11 protein-coding genes and 1 tRNA gene are annotated in these 17,209 nt (G+C 68.9%); 5 read left to right on the top strand and 7 right to left on the bottom strand.

The window, feature by feature from the left end; translation table 11 throughout:
* The first annotated feature begins 92 nt into the window (after window positions 1–92).
* A complete protein-coding gene (locus CCS01_RS20665; protein WP_104520656.1) occupies window positions 93–1,322 on the top strand; it encodes a CaiB/BaiF CoA transferase family protein in 1,230 nt (409 codons plus the stop codon).
* 90 nt (window positions 1,323–1,412) lie between these two features.
* Window positions 1,413–1,955, top strand: coding sequence for a Uma2 family endonuclease (locus CCS01_RS20660; protein ID WP_104520655.1), 543 nt, complete (start codon window positions 1,413–1,415; stop codon window positions 1,953–1,955).
* A 15-nt stretch (window positions 1,956–1,970) separates the two neighbouring features.
* Here the strand turns inward: CCS01_RS20660 and CCS01_RS20655 are convergent, their stop codons facing one another.
* The 4 genes from CCS01_RS20655 to CCS01_RS20640 form a co-directional block, all read right to left on the bottom strand.
* Window positions 1,971–2,150, bottom strand: coding sequence for a hypothetical protein (locus CCS01_RS20655; protein WP_104520654.1), 180 nt, complete (start codon window positions 2,148–2,150; stop codon window positions 1,971–1,973).
* Between the two features lie 78 nt (window positions 2,151–2,228).
* Window positions 2,229–2,465: a DUF29 family protein gene (locus CCS01_RS33875; RefSeq protein ID WP_158258514.1), complete on the bottom strand. Its 237-nt coding sequence runs from the start codon at window positions 2,463–2,465 to the stop codon at window positions 2,229–2,231.
* Window positions 2,466–2,754: 289 nt separating this feature from the next.
* Entirely contained in the window at window positions 2,755–2,937 is a 183-nt protein-coding gene (locus tag CCS01_RS20645; RefSeq protein WP_146101871.1) for a hypothetical protein, read from the bottom strand.
* Window positions 2,938–3,423: 486 nt separating this feature from the next.
* On the bottom strand, window positions 3,424–5,253 hold the full coding sequence (locus tag CCS01_RS20640) for a transglycosylase domain-containing protein (protein ID WP_104520651.1): 1,830 nt from the start codon (window positions 5,251–5,253) through the stop codon (window positions 3,424–3,426).
* 148 nt (window positions 5,254–5,401) lie between these two features.
* On the opposite strand from CCS01_RS20640, the gene CCS01_RS20635 reads away from it, so the two are divergent.
* Window positions 5,402–6,304, top strand: a complete 903-nt coding sequence (locus CCS01_RS20635; protein WP_104520650.1) for an NAD(P)-dependent oxidoreductase — start codon at window positions 5,402–5,404, stop codon at window positions 6,302–6,304.
* Window positions 6,305–7,506: 1,202 nt separating this feature from the next.
* Here the strand turns inward: CCS01_RS20635 and CCS01_RS20630 are convergent.
* Entirely contained in the window at window positions 7,507–8,211 is a 705-nt protein-coding gene (locus tag CCS01_RS20630) for a hypothetical protein (RefSeq protein ID WP_104520649.1), read from the bottom strand.
* Between the two features lie 231 nt (window positions 8,212–8,442).
* On the opposite strand from CCS01_RS20630, the gene CCS01_RS20625 reads away from it, so the two are divergent.
* Window positions 8,443–8,525 (top strand) — tRNA-Leu (locus CCS01_RS20625).
* 32 nt (window positions 8,526–8,557) lie between these two features.
* On the opposite strand, the gene CCS01_RS20620 is transcribed toward CCS01_RS20625, so the two are convergent.
* A complete protein-coding gene (locus tag CCS01_RS20620) occupies window positions 8,558–10,024 on the bottom strand; it encodes a carbohydrate porin (RefSeq protein ID WP_104520648.1) in 1,467 nt (488 codons plus the stop codon).
* Window positions 10,025–10,591: 567 nt separating this feature from the next.
* On the opposite strand from CCS01_RS20620, the gene CCS01_RS20615 reads away from it, so the two are divergent.
* Window positions 10,592–12,346: a PQQ-dependent sugar dehydrogenase gene (locus CCS01_RS20615; protein WP_104520694.1), complete on the top strand. Its 1,755-nt coding sequence runs from the start codon at window positions 10,592–10,594 to the stop codon at window positions 12,344–12,346.
* Window positions 12,347–13,471: 1,125 nt separating this feature from the next.
* On the opposite strand, the gene CCS01_RS35770 is transcribed toward CCS01_RS20615, so the two are convergent.
* On the bottom strand, window positions 13,472–16,981 hold the full coding sequence (locus CCS01_RS35770) for an AAA family ATPase (RefSeq protein WP_104520647.1): 3,510 nt from the start codon (window positions 16,979–16,981) through the stop codon (window positions 13,472–13,474).
* Window positions 16,982–17,209: the final 228 nt, after the last annotated feature.

Raw genomic sequence — 17,209 nt, 5'->3', positions numbered from 1 at the left:
CGACAAGCTCCGGCGCTGGCCCGCCACCCGCGCCTGTGGCAGGCTGCATCGCAACAGCAACCACACCAACAGGGCCATCCCAGGGAGGCGTCATGAGCGATGCTGCCGCCAGCGTGAATTTTCTCTCCGGCGTGAAGATCGTCGACCTGACTCAGTTCGAAGCCGGACCATCCTGCACGGGGGCGCTGGCCTGGCTCGGCGCCGACGTGGTGAAGATCGAGAACCCGCGGATGGGTGATCCCGGACGGCGGCTGCGGCCGGGACAGCCGGACGACGACCCGTATTATTTCCACGTGTTCAACGCCAACAAGCGCTCGATGACGGTCAACCTGAAATCGCCGGCCGGCCTCGCGCTGGTCAAGGACATGCTGCGCGGAGCCGATGTCTGCATCGAGAATTTCGCCCCCGGCGCGATCGAGCGGCTGGGCCTGGGCTACGACGTCGTGCGGGCGCTGAACCCGTCGATCATCTACGCCCAGGTCAAGGGTTTCGGCGAGGGCAGCCCGTACCAGAACAACCTCGCCTTCGACATGATCGCCCAGGCCTGCGGCGGCACGTTCAGCGTCACCGGCGAGGCCGATGGCCCGCCGACGCGGCCGGGGATCTCGCTCGGCGACACCGGCACCGGCATGACCATGGCGATCACCATCCTCGGCGCGCTGTACAGGCGGCGGGAGACGGGGCAGGGCTGCCGGCTGCAGGTGGCGATGCAGGACGCGATCCTGCACTACATGCGGATCAACTTCGCCACCCAGGGCCGCACCGGCAAGGTGGCCGAGCGCGGCGGCAGCAAGGTGCCCGGCATCGTCAACGCGCCGATGGGGCTGTACCCCTGCGCGCCGGGCGGCCCCAATGACTACGTCTACATCATGACCAGCCGCGCCAACCCGGACCACTGGGACCGCCTGCTGAAACTGATCGGCCGCGAGGACCTCATCGGCGACGCGATCTATGCCACGCCGGAGGACCGCGTCGCGCGGGAACCCGAGGTGGACGCGATCATCGCCGCCTGGACCCGCCAGCACACCAAGCATGAAGCGATGCGCGCCATCGGCGACGCCGGCATCCCCGCCGGCGCGGTGTTCGACACCATGGAACTGCACGACGACCCGACCTTCGAGGCCCGCGGCATCATGCAGGTGATGCGCCATCCGGTGCATCGGCCGTTCAAGATGCCCGCCTGGCCGGTGCGCATCGACGGCAAGCCGCCGGCGGTGACGCCGTCCCCGGTGCTGGGCGAGCATACCGACGCCGTGTTGGGCGAGTGGCTGGGCCTGAACGCCCAGGCGATCGCCGCGCTGCGGGCGGAGGGGGCGGTGTAGCGCCGCCCCGCCTGCTGTGAACCCGGCGCCTTTGACAGTGCTGCGCGGCCCGCGACGACTGTGATACGGTGCGGCCCGCAGGAGGACTCAATGGCGCCACGTCTGACGCGTGACGAATTTTATCGCTGGTCTGAAACCCAGACTGGCCGCTATGAGCGCATCGGCAGTGAGCCGGTGGCGATGTCGCCGGAGCGGGCCCAGCATGTCCGGCTCAAGAGCCGTGTATGGGCTGCACTCGATCGCGCGGTGCGGGACGCGGGCCTCGACTGTGAGGCCCTGGCAGACGGCATGACAATCGAAGTGGACGCCGAGACCGACTATGAGCCTGATGCCGTCGTGAACTGCGGGCCAAGGATTTCGCCGGACGCGACAACCGCGCCAAATCCGGTGATCGTGGTCGAGGTGCTGTCGCCAGCCACCCAATCGATCGACACGAGCGACAAACTGGCCGACTATTTCCGGGTACCATCAATCCAGCATTACCTGATCGTCCGCGCGCGCCGCCCGGAGATCATCCATCACTGGCGTGCCGGCGACGCCATCATGTCCCGGACGGTGACCGTGGGCGCGATCCGGCTCGATCCGCCGGGGATCATGCTGGACGTGGCCGAGGTTTTCGCGACGCGGAGCTGAGCGCAGGCCGATGACCTACGCCGGCGGCATTTCCAGCAGCGCCTCCAGTTCGGCCCGGCGCCGGGTCAGCAGATCGTCCAGCGCGAACGGACAGGCCCCGGGCCAGACGCGCGGGGCGACATCATCGTAATCCACGCCTTCAGGCTGCTCCATGGTATCGGCACAGAGCCTTGCCACGTCGATCCGCTGCCGCATGGACGGCGAGAACCGCCGCGCTGCAGTCTTCTGGAACGTTCCGGCTTCTCGCCAATGCCGCACCGATGGGCTGGACGGCTATCCATGAACCTGCAAGAGATGGACCAGCAGGCGGTCCAGAGCGCTTTCGACCGCGTGCAATTCCGACAGCCCCACGTCCTCGATCTCCTCGACAACATGGGTCCAATCGACGTCATCCACTCTTTCCCCGCGCGCGAGACGGCGCAGCCGATCGGCCTGATGCTCGGACCAGGACAGGATGTCGCGTTCATACAGACTGTCTGGCACTGCGGACCAATACGTCAATTCGGGCATCAAAGCCAGTCCGGCCGGTCCACTCGGCATGATGGTCACGAGCCCGCCGGAGGTGGCACGCAACGATCCATGCATGTCCAGGCGACTCCGGCTTCCGCGCCCAAACGCCGCCCTGCCGGAGGCCAGGGAGCGCCGTCCCTGCTGCGCCGCAGGCATCCAGGCGCATGAAGGCATCGGCCAACGGGCAAGCCGACGGCCGCTTCCTGCAACACAGGTGCGTCGCGTGGGCCAGTTTCGGTGATCCGGGCTTCCGCCGGAACCGCCACGCCGGAATGACAGGCCCTGCCGTTCACTCGTCGCCGAGCACGCAGTGCCCGATCAGGATGCCAATCGGCAAGGATGCCAGCATCCAGGCGAAAAGGCCGGCCGAAACGCCATACGGAAGCACCCGGATTGCCCAGGTAACGGTCGTGACGAAGCCGAGGCAACATGCGGTTGCAGCCAAGCTGACGGAACCGGTGCGTCTGTCCATGGTGCGTTTGCTCCTGTTGTTGAAGGTGGGCGTTTCCCACGCAACGAGGTCACTTGCATGCGGCGTCATTTGTATGCGGCGTCATGTGCATGCGGCGTCATGTGCATGCGGCGTCATGTGCATGCGGCGTCATGTGCATGCGGCGTCATGTGCATGCGGCGTCATGTGCATGCGGCGTCATGTGCATGCGGCGTCATGTGCATGCGGCGTGCCACGATACAAAATCCTTCTACAACAAAGTTATAACGTTCCGGGTCAGGCAAGGTTGGTTGTACTTGTAAATATTCCCGACACGTTTGGAACATGGTTAGTCATAAATAATGAAATATTTGCCGTACCGCTTTTGCGCGAATGATTACCTCTGCAACACCTGAACTGCCGCTCGGCGGCAGGCCGGACCGCCACCGGAGGTCATCCGTCGAGGCCATGTCCGGCAGCGGCCCGGTCCGCATCCCAAGGGCCGTCGGGTTGGACCTGGCGCCGCAGTCAGTCGATGCCCAGGGCGATCTCGTGGAACAGCCGCGCCGGCAGCCCGCCGCCCAGGACGCCCTTCATCGGCTGGTTATCGTCATTGCCCAGCCAGATGCCGATCAGCTCGCCCTTGACCGAGCCGATGAACCAGGCGTCGCGGAAATCCTGCGTCGTGCCGGTCTTGCCGGCGACGACGTGCCCGGGCACCGCGGCGGCGTGGCCGGTGCCGCGGCTGACCACCGCGGCCAGCATCCGCGCCATCATCGACGCCGTGGCGGGATCGATCACCCGCTCGGCCGGGTGCGGGGTCCGCAGCAGCCCGTGCGGCACGACGCGGTAGCCACCGTTGAAGAACGGCGCGTACGCGGCCGTCAGCTCCATCAGCCCGACCTCCCCGGTGCCCAGCGCCAGCGACGCATTGTCCGGCAGCCGATCGGCGATGCCGAGCCGGGCGGCGGTGGCGGCGACGGCGCGCGGGCCGCCGGCCTTCAGCAGCAGCCGCACCGAGGCGGTGTTGATCGACTGCGCCAGGGCGTCCTCCAGCGTGACCTCGCCCAGGAACCGGTGCTCGAAGTTGCCCGGCGCCCAGGACCCGATGCGGATCGGCGCATCCAGCACGGTGTCGTCCGGGGTCATGCCGGTTTCCAGCGCCGTCAGCCAGACGAACGGCTTGAAGGCGGAGCCGGGCTGGCGGCGGGCGAGCACGGCGCGGTTGTAGGACGACTCGTGGAAGTCGCGGCCGCCGACCATGGCGCGGACGGCGCCGGTGGCGGCGTCGATGACGACCACCGCGCCCTGCGAGACATCGGCCGCGGCGCCCGGCCCGTCGAGCACAGCCGTCAGCCGGGATTCGGCGACCGCCTGGTCGCGGCCATCGAGCGTCGTGCGCAGCACCGCGTCCTCATTCGGCGCCACCACCGCCTCCGACTGGTCCGCCACCCAGTCGGCGAACCAGCCGTCGCCGATGGGCGGGCGGGGAAAGGCGATGCGGGCGGCGGCGGCCTGCGCCTGCGCGGCGGTGATGCTGCCGTTTGCCACCATCGCGGCCAGCACCTCCTTGCCACGGGCGATGGCGGCGGCGGGGTTGACCCGTGGGTTGAAGCGCGACGGCGCCCGCGGCAGCCCGGCCAGCACCGCCGCCTGCGCCAGCGTCAGGTGCCGCGCCGAGACGTTGAAATAGGTCTTCGCCGCCGCGTCCATCCCCCAGGCGCCGGCACCGAGATAGACGCGGTTCAGGTAGATCTCCAGGATCTCGGTCTTGGTGAAGTGCCGCTCCAGCCAGAAGGTCAGCAGCAGTTCCTGCACCTTGCGCCTGATGGTGCGGGCGTTGGACAGGAACAGCGTCTTCGCCACCTGCTGCGTCAACGTGGAGCCGCCCTGGACGACGTGGCCGGCGAGCAGGTTGACCCAGGCGGCGCGCAGCAGGCCGATGGGGTCGATGCCGTAGTGGTGCCAGAAGCGGCGATCCTCGACCGCGACCACGGCGGCGGGCAGGGCAGGGGGGAAATCCTTCAGCCGCAGCGGCTCGCCCACCAGGTCGCCGAACGTGGCGATGATGCGGCCGGAGCGGTCCTCCAGCGTCAGGCTGGGGCGGCGGGCGGCGTCGAGCGCGGATTCCGGGCGCGGCAGGTCGCGGGAAAACCACAGCACCAGGACGATCACGCCCAGGGTGAGCCAGACTGAGGCGATGAAGCCCCCGCGCAGCAGGCGGAACAGCCAGTGCCCTTTCCGGGGCGGCTTCGGCGCCGGTTGCCGCGCGGCCTCGGGCGGCGCGGGCTTCGACCTGGCGCGGGCGGGCGGTTCGGGACGCGGGAATCGGGGAACAATCGGGGCAGGGCGCGGCATCCGGACCGTGCTTAGCAGATTTGCCGGCGATGTGAGCCACGGTATGTTCAACTTTCCGGCTGCCCGCCACGCGCAGCCGTGACCGCCGGCCGCTTGCCGGCGGCGGCAATGCTGCGCAGAGTTGCAACGGGATGCGCCGGGGGGAACGATGAAAGGCTTGTTTCTCGATGCGGTCGATGAACTTGCGGCCGTTTTCCGTCACGTGGCGCGGCCCGGCGACCCGCCGATGGACGTGATCGAGCGTGGGGAAATCCGGCCCGAGGAACTGCCGGGCCTGATCGCCGGCTACGACTTCATCCTCGATGACCATACCGCGCTGCCGACCGAGGCGATGCGCGCCTGCGCGGGGCTGAAGCACGTGATCTTCCTGGGCACCGGCGCGCGCAGCTACATGAATCCCGAGGAACTGGCGGACCTCGGCATCACCGTGCACACCATCAAGGGCTACGGCGACACCGCGGTGGCCGAACACACTATCGCCCTGATGTGGGCCGCGGCGCGCGGGCTGGCCTGCATGGACGCGGGCATGCGGGAGGGCATGTGGCTGCGCACCGAGGGCGTGGAACTGACCGGCAAGACCATCGGCCTGCTGGGCTTCGGCGGCATCGCGGCCGAGGTGGCGCGCATCGCGTCGGGGTCTGGGATGCGGGTGCTGGCGTGGAACCGCTCGCCGAAGGCGGCGCCCGGGGTGACGTTCGTCGATCTGGACACGCTGCTGGCGGAAAGCCACGTGCTGTCGGTGCACCTGCTGCTGAACGACGAGACGCGCGGATTCCTGAGCGCCGAGCGGCTGGCGAAGCTGCGTCCAGGGGCGATCCTGGTGAACACGGCGCGGGCGGCGCTGGTCGACAAGACAGCGATGCTCGACGCGCTGCGCTCGGGTCATCTGCGGCACGCGGCGCTGGACGTGTTCCTGACCGAGCCGCTGCCGGCGGGGCATGTGCTGACGACGCTGCCGAACGTGACGCTGTCGGCGCACAGCGCGTTCCGCACGCCGGAGGCGAGCGAGAAGCTGCTGCGGATGGCGCTGGATATCGCGTGTGGGTTGTAGGGGAGTCGGGGGTGGTGCGCCCCGCGAACGGAAGTGCCGGGTGATCGCCCGCAAGCCGTCCTTGCGAATACTACAGCAGACCGCAGGTAAGGGCCCGAGCCAAAAAACTGATCTGCCGAAGCCGGTGCACCAGCCCTCCGCGTCATGGTGGGCGCAGGACCACAGGCGTTACTAGGGAGACGGTCAAACGCCTGCCACTCGGCGCAAAGAATCCTTATGGAATTCAGCATGTTATCGCGGCCGCGCCATGCTCAAATGGCGTGCGTTTGCCGTCTGCTTAATAAAATAGCGGGACTGGGGCACGGCCATTTCCACACCGTCATGGCGGGAACAGGCAGCCTGCCTCGCTCCACGCTATTTTGCAGATCCGGCCTTCATTATCCTGGCCATGACAGAAGGCACGGTGATCAACGCACAGCCATCGCGGCCGCCGGGCATCCGAATCCCTTCTCTGCGTGCTCTGCGCGCCGCTCTGCGGTCTCTGCGTTGCAAAAATGCGGTGCCGCCACAAAGAGCGGCGTTGCCGGTGAGTCGCCCGGCCATCAACGCTGGTGGCGCCCCGGCCACCGCTTTCCAACGCAGAGCGGCGCGCAGAGCACGCAGAGCCGATTGTGTTGCGGCCTGCGGTCGCGATGGCTCAAACGCGACCGGGCTGTTCCTGTCCCGGGTAGCCGCCATGACGGTTGAGGGGCCGTGCGATAAATAGAGCGGTGGCTCTTGCCCGGTTCCGGGGGTGGTCGGGTGAGGCGTTCTACGGCCCTGCAATCCAACCAGAACCGTGTTGAAAAGGTCCACGACAATGCCCTGTCGGACGACGTGCGCCCCCGCTGCGGCAACAGCCCCGCTGCATTCGCGTTCATCTGCGGTTCCATTTCTGCTTTGGAGCAGCACGCAGGCGTTGGAACATCCCTCCCGCCGCCACGTTGATTCAAGAACCGCAGATGAACGCAGATGGGCCGGTGGTGAACCGGACCTCCGAACGTACTGTCGGCCGCGCGCCGATCGTTGCCAGGGCGCTCGATTGCGGTTTTGCAGGCTCCTGCCGGGTTCCGGATGGGCGGTGAAGCGTCTCACCACCCCGAAATCCAACAAGAGCCAGAGCGGTTATTCTGCATCAGGCCCTGAGTTGGGACGAGGCCATGACGATGGGGGCCGTCGTCGCCCTGTCCGAACTTATCTGCGGTCTGCTGTCGCGTGATGTTTCAGGCGGCCTTGCCAATCGGCGGCGCGATGCCGGAGACCAGGGCTGAAGCGGCGTCGGTCAGCACATCGATCCGCATCATTTCCTTCACCCGCTCGGCCTCCGGCAGCTTGTCGAGATCGGCTCTGAACTCGGCGGCGACGGTGGCCATTGCGTCGGCCCAGACGGTACGGCGTTCGGCATCGCTCATGTCGACTGGGGATGCCGGTGGCGTGGCGGGCTGGGCGGTGGATTGGGGGGTTGCCTGAGGGGTTGCCTGAGGGGTTGATCCGGCGGTGGCGCGGAGGCTGGCGACGGCCTGCTGCACACGCTGCTGCGCCGCGGCGACCGCGGCGGCGGCGTTTTCTGGCGTGAGGTGCGCGGCGGCGGCGGGAATGCGGTGCTGCTCCAGCAACTGGCGGTTACGATCTGCTGCGCGGTCGAGGGTGGTGGCGTTGCTGCGGAAGCGCAGGACGAGAAACGGTGACATGTCGTCGGCCATCGAGCGGCTGAGCGAGTCGAGCGCGGCAAGCTCGTAGGCGATGATCTTGGCGGCGATGACAACGCCGAGGAAGCTGCGGGCGCCGAACGCGTTCAGCGTGTCCGCCGCGGCCTGGCGGGCAAGGATGATGTCGTTGTCGCAGACGCAGAGGAACATCGGCGTCAGGAGGATCAGGACGAGCTCGACGAGGCGGTTGGAGCGCGGTGGGGTGACGGGCTGGGACATGACGCCTGGCTTGCAGTGTGCTGCCGAGACGCTACTGAAAGTTGCAGGCAAAGTCAAGAAATATTTCCTAACCGTGCCTGCTCCGGCAACCATCGTCCAGCAGCCTGGACCTGAAGCGCCGACTGTGGGCGTTTTGCCTGGTCAGGAGCCGACGCCGACCATGGTTCTGAAAGTGAGCGCGGTTTAGCTCTGGTCGATCCGCCTGTGGGACGGTAGAAGCGGAGGCCGGACGCCCGCCTGGCGGAATGGTAGACGCAGCGGACTTAAAATCCGCAGTCCGAAAGGACGTGCCGGTTCAAGTCCGGCGGTGGGCATTCAGAGGCGGCAGCGATCACCCCCGCCGCCGTCAGTCCGGACGGAAGAACCCGGGCAGCCCAAGCGCCTGGTTGAACAGCACCGAGAACTGCACGCCGACCGCCCAGGCATAGGTGATCCTCGGGTTCGGCGCGACGTCGTACAGGTTCTGGTCGGGGTGGAAGAAATACGCCGTATAGGGCTTCATCTGAATACCCGGCGCCAGTGCCAGCGCATAGTTCACCTCCAGGATCTGCGCGGCGTTGGCGATCGTCCCGCCCAGCCCCTGCGCCGCGATCAGGTCGTTCACGTGGCCCGTTTGGCGGCCGTCGAACACGTTCTGCTGGAAATCGACGCCCAGGATGTCGTTCGGCCGGCCCGGGAACGTGCCATGCAGCACGGCACCCAGCTGGACGTAGCTCTGCACGAACGGATGGCCGGTGACCCCGAACTGCGCGGACCCGAACAGCGTCAGGCCCTGCGGCTTCGACGCATCCGGGCGCCAGACGATCTTCTGCGCCTGCAGGTAAATCGACGTGGTCGAGCCGAGATTCGCCGGCGTGCCCCCCGCGAACGCCAGCAACTGCCCCTGCGTGTTGTAGCGTGGATCGGCGAAGTTGCTGGAATCGTAGGTGAAGCCGATATCGTACTTGCCGGCATAGCGCGTGGTTCGTGCATTCTCCTGGTAGCCCAGCTCGACCGGAACGAACACGCCGGTCGCGTGCGACGTGCTCCAGCCGCCGTTCCACGGGAATCCGCCGTAGAAATACTGGTACGGATCGGACTCCGACGCGCCGACCCGCAGATAGGTCTCGGGCGTCGGGAAGAACGCCACCTCGCCCGCCCAGACGGCAATCGGCCAGAACGGCGAGTTGCTGTTCTCCGACCAGGTGAACGGTCCGATATTGCTGCACGTGCCGACCAGGAACTGGCAGTACAGGTCGGAGGTGGCGAAATAGTTTGCCAGGGTGGTGCGGCCGACGACGAAGCGGACTCGGCCGTCGAACAGGTACTGGTCGAGGCTGAGCTCGTTCAGCCGGGTCAGGTTGGCCGGTCCGGCGCCCTGCAGGTAGCCGACGGCGCTGCCCGAGAGATTGTTCACCCCCTGGGGGATGCCGCCAAAGCGCGAATCGAGGCTGAAATGGATCACCGTCCCGACCGGGCCGCCCATTTTTTCAAGATCGAAATCGGCGCCGTAGAAAGCGTCGTTGTAAACGATCCTGGTCCGCTGCGTGCCGCCCGACACGTTGGCATACAGCGTCGAGGCCCAGAACCCCTTCAGGTAGACGCCCTTGCTCGCCAGGGCCTCGCCAAGCGGCTTCAGCGGGTCGCCGAGCGTGAAGAAGTCGCCCTCCGGCCGGCCCGGCATCGCGGGCGGCGCCGGCGTGAGCGACGCCGGGGCCTCGGCCGGCAGTTGCGGATTTTCCGGGACCGCAGGCACGCCGATGGTTTGCGCCCCGGCCACCGGCGCCAGCCACACGCCGGCGCACAGGCCGAGAAGGAGCTGAATTCGACGCACCTGGTTTCTTTCCAATATCACTCCGCACTCTCCAGCAATACCCGAAGCCGGGGAAGCGATGCTTTCGCCGGCAATGTCATTTCAATACCAACCACTGTTCCGGATCGCCACCAAGCCGTTGCGAATGCAACGAGATCGGCTGCGGCCATTGCAGCCGGCATCGGATCGGCGCCTGCCCATGGTGTGCGCAGTTGCCTCGTCACGCCGGCGGATCCGCCCGGTTATGCATCGCATCGGCCGGGAAATGGAAGCCGTCGATCGTGTCATCCGTGGTCGCATGCTCCCCGGGACCGGCCTCTGGCTTGCTGTATCCATGAACGTCGGACAATCCGCCGGCGGCCATGCGCCCGGCCGTCCCGGTCCGACACTCCATTTTGCAATTCATGTGGCTGCAAATCATGTGCCAGGCAGCCGCCCGCCAGGCCCGGGCACCGGCGGTTGCGTGACGATGCAGTCTCACCGCCCCGGGTCCCGTCACGCTTTTGCGTCCGGCTGCAACCGGTGTCCGGCCAGCGACTCTTGCCGGCAGGTGACGTGAGCGTCATCGTCTTCAGGGAGTTCACGTCCATGAGCCCTTCCACGCAAACCGGCGGCGCGCTTGCCGCCCTGGCGACCGTCCTCCTGCTGGCCTCCGGATCGGCGTCGCCGGCCCAGAGCGCCTGCTCCGGCGACGCCGGCGGCCTTACGCTTTCCCCGGGCTTCTGCGCCACGGTTTTCGCCGACAACCTCGGCCACGCCCGCCACATGGCCGCCGCCGCCAACGGCACGCTCTACGTCAATACCTGGAGCGGCCGGTATTACGGCAACGACACGCCGCCGCCGGGCGGGATGCTGGTCGCCCTGAAGGACAGCAAAGGCAGCGGCAAGGCTGACCAGGTCGTGCGCTTCGGCCCGGCGCACGCCGAGGGCGACGGCGGCGGCACCGGCATCGCGCTGTACAAGACCTGGCTCTACGCCGAGACCAACGACCGCATCGTCCGCTACAAGCTGCCGCAGCAGGGCCTCGCCCCCACCGGCCAGCCGGAGGTCGTGGTCACCGGGATGCCGATGGGCGGCGACCATCCGATGCATCCGTTCGCGATTGCCCCGGACGGCAGCCTGTACGTGGACATGGGCTCCGCGACCAATTCCTGCCAGCAGCAGAACCGCATTCCCGAATCACCGGGCAAGAAGCCGTGCACCGAACTGGAAACCCGCGCCGGCATCTGGCGCTTCGACGCCAACAAGGTGGATCAGCGCTTCTCGCCGGCGGCGCGGTTCGCCACCGGCCTGCGCAACGGCGAAGGCATTTCGTTCGACTCGGCCGGCCGCGTCTTCGCCACCCAGCATGGCCGCGACCAGTTGTGGGAGAACTGGCCGAAGCTCTACACGCCTGACCAGGGCCACAACGAGCCGGCCGAGGAACTGGTCCGGCTGAAGCAGGGCGCCGACTTCGGCTGGCCGGAATGCTATGACGACTATGACCAGAAAAAGCTCGTCCTGGCCCCCGAGTATGGTGGCGACGGCGGCAGGACCCAGGGTGTCTGCGCGCAGAAGCAGCCGCCGGTCGCGGCCTTTCCCGCGCACTGGGCGCCGAACGACATGCTGATCTACCAGGGCAGCCAGTTCCCCACCGCCTACAAGGGCGGCGCGTTCCTGGCGTTCCATGGCTCCTGGAACCGCGCCCCCGCGCCGCAGGGCGGCTACAACGTGGTGTTCCAGCCGATGGCGGACGGCAAGGCCTCGGGTCCGTTCGTGGTGTTCGCCAACGGCTTTGCCGGCGCCCACAAGCAGCCCGGCCGCGCCGCGCATCGCCCGAGCGGCCTGACCGTCGGCCCGGATGGCGCGCTGTACGTCTCCGACGACGTTCACGGGCGCATCTGGCGCATTACCTATCAGGGCGGCAACAAGGGGGCCGGCATCGCCGCCCCGGCGCCGGCGCCGGAAGCGCAGCACGCCGCGGCCTCGGGCACCGCGCTGCCGCCGGAAGGCATCCATCCCCAGGCCGGCCTGGCGGCGCTGCCGACACCGCCCGGCGCCTCGCCTGACCAGGTCGCGCTGGGCGACCGCATCTTCCATGGCCAGGCCGACAACGGCAACTGCGCCGGGTGCCACGCCGCGGACGGCAAGGGCACGGCAACCGGCGCGGACCTGGCGGACAACCACTGGCTCTGGAGCAACGGCACTCCGCAGGGCATCGCCCGGACCATCGAAACCGGCGTGCCGCATCCGAAAGACCATCTCGGCGCGATGCCGCCGATGGGCGGGAGCCAGCTGTCCCAGGCCGACGTCGCCGCGGCGGCCGACTATGTCTGGGCGCTGGCGCACAGCAAGACGCAGTAGTTCCGGGGCGGGTGACGCCGCGGTATGCCGATCAGGTCAAGGTGGCGATGGAGACGGCGTTGGCGGCCTGGCCCGTTGCCTCATCGTCGTGCCCAGGCGTATCAGAATATGGCGGCGGCTGGAGAAGGATTTGGTGCCCGGTCCGGTGCCTTCCCGTCATGGCCGGGCATGTCCCCACAGGATGCACCGATCTTGGAAACGGTCCGTCGCGGCCGTGACCCATGCCGTCACGGCCGGTGCGGGTTTCACCGGCAGCAATCAAGCGAACACGGAGTTTCACGGGGTTGGCACGGAGTTCCGCAGAGAAAGGGAATATTGCGCTTCGCGCGAAGCGCATGACATCATCGGATGCCGCCAAGGAGGCGACCATGTTGCGGGTGCCCCGGAAGACTCTGCGGAACTCCGTGCAACCCCGTGGAACTCCGTGTTCGCTTGATTGCGGAGACAAATCCACCCCCACCCCATCCCGGTGGGCACGATGCCCCACACCCGATGTGCGGGTCGTGCCACGGCGATGTGGTCCGGCGCATCCTGGGCCGTTAGCTTGCCGGGCAAACGCGGGCCCGCGACGGCGGCAACGCTCCCGCGCATTGGCGAGCGCCTGCTTCTGCGGTTGTTTTCAGGATGCGTGCATGCGGTAGGGCGTGTCCCGGCCATCCACCCCCCGCCGTCGCAGCGCAGATGGCCGGGACACGCCCTACGGGATGCACACATCTCGGAAACGGTCCGCCGCGGCGTTTCCCTTTCGTCATGGCCCGGCTTGTCCGGGCCACCTATTCCAGCACTTGTGCCGCGACAGGTGGCCCGGACAAGCCGGGCCATGACGATGGGGGAACGCTCTTGGCGCCCAGGCAAGCACTTAATTTTACGGTCATTTCCGACTCGTTTCCAGGATGTGTGCATTGCGTAGGGACACACCCGGCCATGACGAGGCAACGGACCGCGTCCCTTTTCCGCCACCGCGGCACCGGCCCCGCCCGCTGGCCAACTCTGTGGCCCTTTGCGGCCCTCAGTTCATTCTCTGTGCGAACAGATATGCGCCATCAGCCACACAGCCCCTACCGGGGACGCACCCCGTCGGGGAGCACCCCGCCAACCCCTCCCCACCCGATAACGCACCACACCTCAAATCGCCACCGCCTCCCGCTCACACACATGCACACTCCCCGCCGGCAGCCGCGCCGACAGGTCCAGCACGTGCCGGTGGTGCGTCAGCAGGATGACCTGCGTCTGCCGGCTGAGATCCACCAGCACCCGCATCGCCGCCACCGCGCGCTCATCATCGAAGGTTTGCAGGATGTCGTCGCCGATGAACGGCAGCGGCGTCGCGCTGTGCAGGTGGCGCTCGATCTCGGCGACGCGCAGCGCCAGGAACAGCTGGTCGCGCGTGCCCTCGGACAGCTGGTCGACGCTCTGCCGCTCCTCCGGGAACGCCTCTTGCAGCAGCACCAGCCGCGCGGCGCTGTCGCCGTCGGCCTCGCTGGTGACGCGGGTGTAGGCGCCCAACGTCAGGTCCTGGAAGATCGCGCCGATACGCCGCAGCAGCGCGGAATCGCCGGTTTCCTCGACCGATTTCAGCGCCAGGTCGAGCATCGCCGCGGCGGCGTGCAGCAGCAGCGCCTCCTCCAGCGTATGCGACGCCGTCGCCACCGCCGCCTGCCGATCGGCCGCGGCGGCGTGGATGTTGGTGTCGGCGTCCTGCTGGGCCATCAGCTGGCGCAGCGCCGACAGGCTGCCCGAGGCCGCCTGCGCCGCCTCCCCGGCCGCGCGGCGCTGGGTTTCCAGGGCATCGATCCGGCCCTGCAGCTCGTCCGGCGGCACGGCGGCGAGCTCTTCGCGCAGCTGCGCCGCCGGCAGGGCGTCGCCGGCTTCCAGCAACTTCCAGTCGGCGGCGTCGCGCTGGGCTTCGTTGCGGGCGCGGGCCTCGGCCAACGCCAGGCGATCCTGCGCCGCCTCGATCGTCGCCGCGCCGATCTGCGCCAGGATCGCGGCCAGGGCGGCGTGGGCCTCGTCGCGGGCGGCGCCGGTCCGGGATGCCGCGGCGCGGGCTTCGTCGCGCTGGCCGGTCAGGACCTCCCGCTGCTGGCGCCGTTCCCGCTGCGTGGTCAGGCGCTGCGACAGGTCGCGCACCAGGTCGAACGGGTCCGACTCTCCGGCCGTGCCGGCGATGCGGGCGGCAACGGCGTGGACGGACTGGCCGAAGCGGTCGATGTCGCGCTGCATGCCGGCGATCCGGTCCGCCAGCAGGACGGCGGCCTGGTGCTCGCGGTCGATGTCGTTGGCCAGGTGCAGCACCTGCTCGGTGACGGCAGGATCCTCGCCCGCCGGACGCCGGAGTTCCGTCAGCAGAGCCTGCCAGTCGGCCTGCCACGCCGCCAGCCGCCGTTCCGCGTCGGCGGTGGCGGCTTCGGTCCGTCGCAGTTCCTTGTCGGCGGCGGCACGCTGGGTTTCCAGGCGGTCGCGGGCCTTTTCCTGCTGCCGCCCCTCGTCCAGCGCCTGCCGCGCGCGGGCGAGCAGGTCGGGCAGGTCGCCATGCGACAAGTCCCCATGGGGCGGCAGCATCGGCTGCAGGCGCGCCACCCAGGCGGCGTGCCGGGCGGTGACCGCAGCCAGCGCCTGCGCGGCGGCCGCGTGCCGCGTCATGGCGTCCAGCACGCGCTCCCGCGCCACGGTGAATGTCTGCACCTCCGACAGAGTTGGCGACTCGCCCAGCTTCAGGGCGGAGCAGAGCTGCGTCCAGCCCCGCCGCGCCGCATCGGCAGCCTGCTGCGCGATACGCAGGCGCTCCACGGCGTCGGCCACCCGCGTTTCCTGCGCGGCAACCGCCCGCCGCGCCTCATCCACCCGCGCCAGCAGATCCGACTCCTTCACCCGCCGATCGGCCAGGGAGTCGGCGGTAATGGTGGCGCGCTCGAACATCAGGGGAAGCGGGATGCCGCCGGTGACGGCGCGTTCTTCCGCGGGCGAGGGTTTGTCGCCGGTGAAGGCATACCGGTAGATCAGCCCCCAGGCGGCGTCGCGCTGCGCCCGGGCGTGCTGCAATGCCGCCTCGTCCGGCACGGTCTCGCCGCTGGCCAATGCCTGGAGTTTCCCTCGTGCCACGTGCAGTGCCTCGTCCTCCAGCGCATGGCGCTGGCGGGCCTCGGCTTCCTCATTGGCCGCGACCAGGACATCGGCGGCCTGCCGCGCATAGAGCTCATCGGTCAGCGGCTTCAGCGCCGCCAGCGCGGCGGTATCGGCCGTCCAGCCCGGCACCCGCGCCAGCGCGGCGGCGAGATCGGCGGCGGTTGCGGCGTGCGCCCGTGCGGCGTCCTCCTGCTGCGCCAGCGGATCGCCGATTTCGCGCACCAGCGCGTCGAGCGCGCGCAGGTCCTGCGCCGCGGGCAGCGCCGCCAGGGCGCGGTCGATGCCGGCGAGCGCCTGGGTCCGCTCGGCCTTCCTTGCCGGCGCCTCGCGCATCGCCGCCATCGGTTCCGCGCAGGCGTGGATCAGCTGCCTTGTGCGCACCTGCAGCGTCCGCAGCGGCACCGCCTCGGCCGCGCGATCGGCCGGCAGGTCGCTGCCGAGCTGGCGCAGCAGGTCCGCGATCCGCGCCGAGGTCGCCGCGTGGTCCGCCGTCACCGCCGGCAAGTCGGCGACCGCCTTGCGCGCGGCGCCGGCCTCCTGCACCAGCGCGTCGACCGCGGCGGCTTCGTCCAGCAGGGCGGTGTCGATGCTGATGCCGCCGAGTTGCGCCTCGATTGCCGCCAGGGCTTCGGCGGCGTTGTTGGCGTCCCTCTCCGCTGTGGCACAGGCGATGTGGGCGTCGGTCAGTTTCCCCGCCAGGCCGGCGGGCAGGCGCGGCGCATCGGGGTTGGCCGCCAGCCAGGCCTCGGCCGCATCGCGCTCGGCCAGCAGCGGGCGGACGCGGCGGACGCGCTGCAGCCGGGCGATCTCGGCCGAGGCCGCCTCGGTCGCGGCATTGTGGTCGTGCAACTGCTGTTGCAGCTTTTCCAGTTCCTCCTGCTGGCGGTGGCGCTCGTCCGGCTTGAGCTGGGCGGCGTCGATGCGCTTGCGGGCGTCGGCGTAGCTGTCCAGCGCCCGGTAGTACGGCCGCTGCGCCGCCCGCCGCGGCGGGGCCAACTCGTCGCGGTCCTTTTCCAGCGACCGCAGCACCTGCCGCGCCTCGCGGATGCCGCCGGCGGCCGAGAGCAAGGCGCTGGCCAGGTCGCCGTTGGAGTCCAGCAGGGCCTTGCCGCCTTCGCGCAGGCGGTCGGTATCCAGCGCGAACAGCCGCTCCAGCAGGGGGCGGTCGCGGTTGCCGAGCAGCGCGCCGGCGAGGCCGGGATCGAGGTCGCCGCCATCGGCCGCGGTCAGCGAATTGCCGCGGGCCTTGCGGCGCGCAATGGTCAGGGTGGCGCCGTCCGGCAGGCGGATCCCGGCGGTGATCCGCATGGATGGGTAGCCGAAGCGGAAGCCCATCGGCGTCTGGTTGTGGATGCCGAACAGCAGGTCGCCGAACGCCGTCCGCAGCACGGATTTGCCGGCGCCGTTGGGGGCGATCAGCAGGTTCAGCACGCCGGGGCCGGGGTCGAAGGCGATCCGCTCGGAGTCGAAGTTGCCGTAGCGGGTCAGCGTCAGGGCGGTCAGGCGCATGGGTCAGGCTTTCCCCGCCATGGTCCTCTCCCGGCTTGTTCGGGGGATTGTCCGCATGGGGGCGACAGGAAACCGCACGTTGGTTGAGACGGTTGAGACGAGGCGGCGGCGCGCCTTCACCGTCATGGCGGCCGCAGGGCCACGCCCCCTTGGCATGGCCGGCGCAGGCCGGCCATCCACGCCTTCTGCTGATATCGGCACCGCAAGGCGTGGATGGCGGCCCCGCGG

Origin of the sequence: Rhodopila globiformis, assembly GCF_002937115.1 — a bacterium.
Lineage (GTDB): Bacteria > Pseudomonadota > Alphaproteobacteria > Acetobacterales > Acetobacteraceae > Rhodopila > Rhodopila globiformis.
Note: the sequence above shows the minus strand (reverse complement) of the source record. Positions and strands in the feature narration are given on the sequence as shown.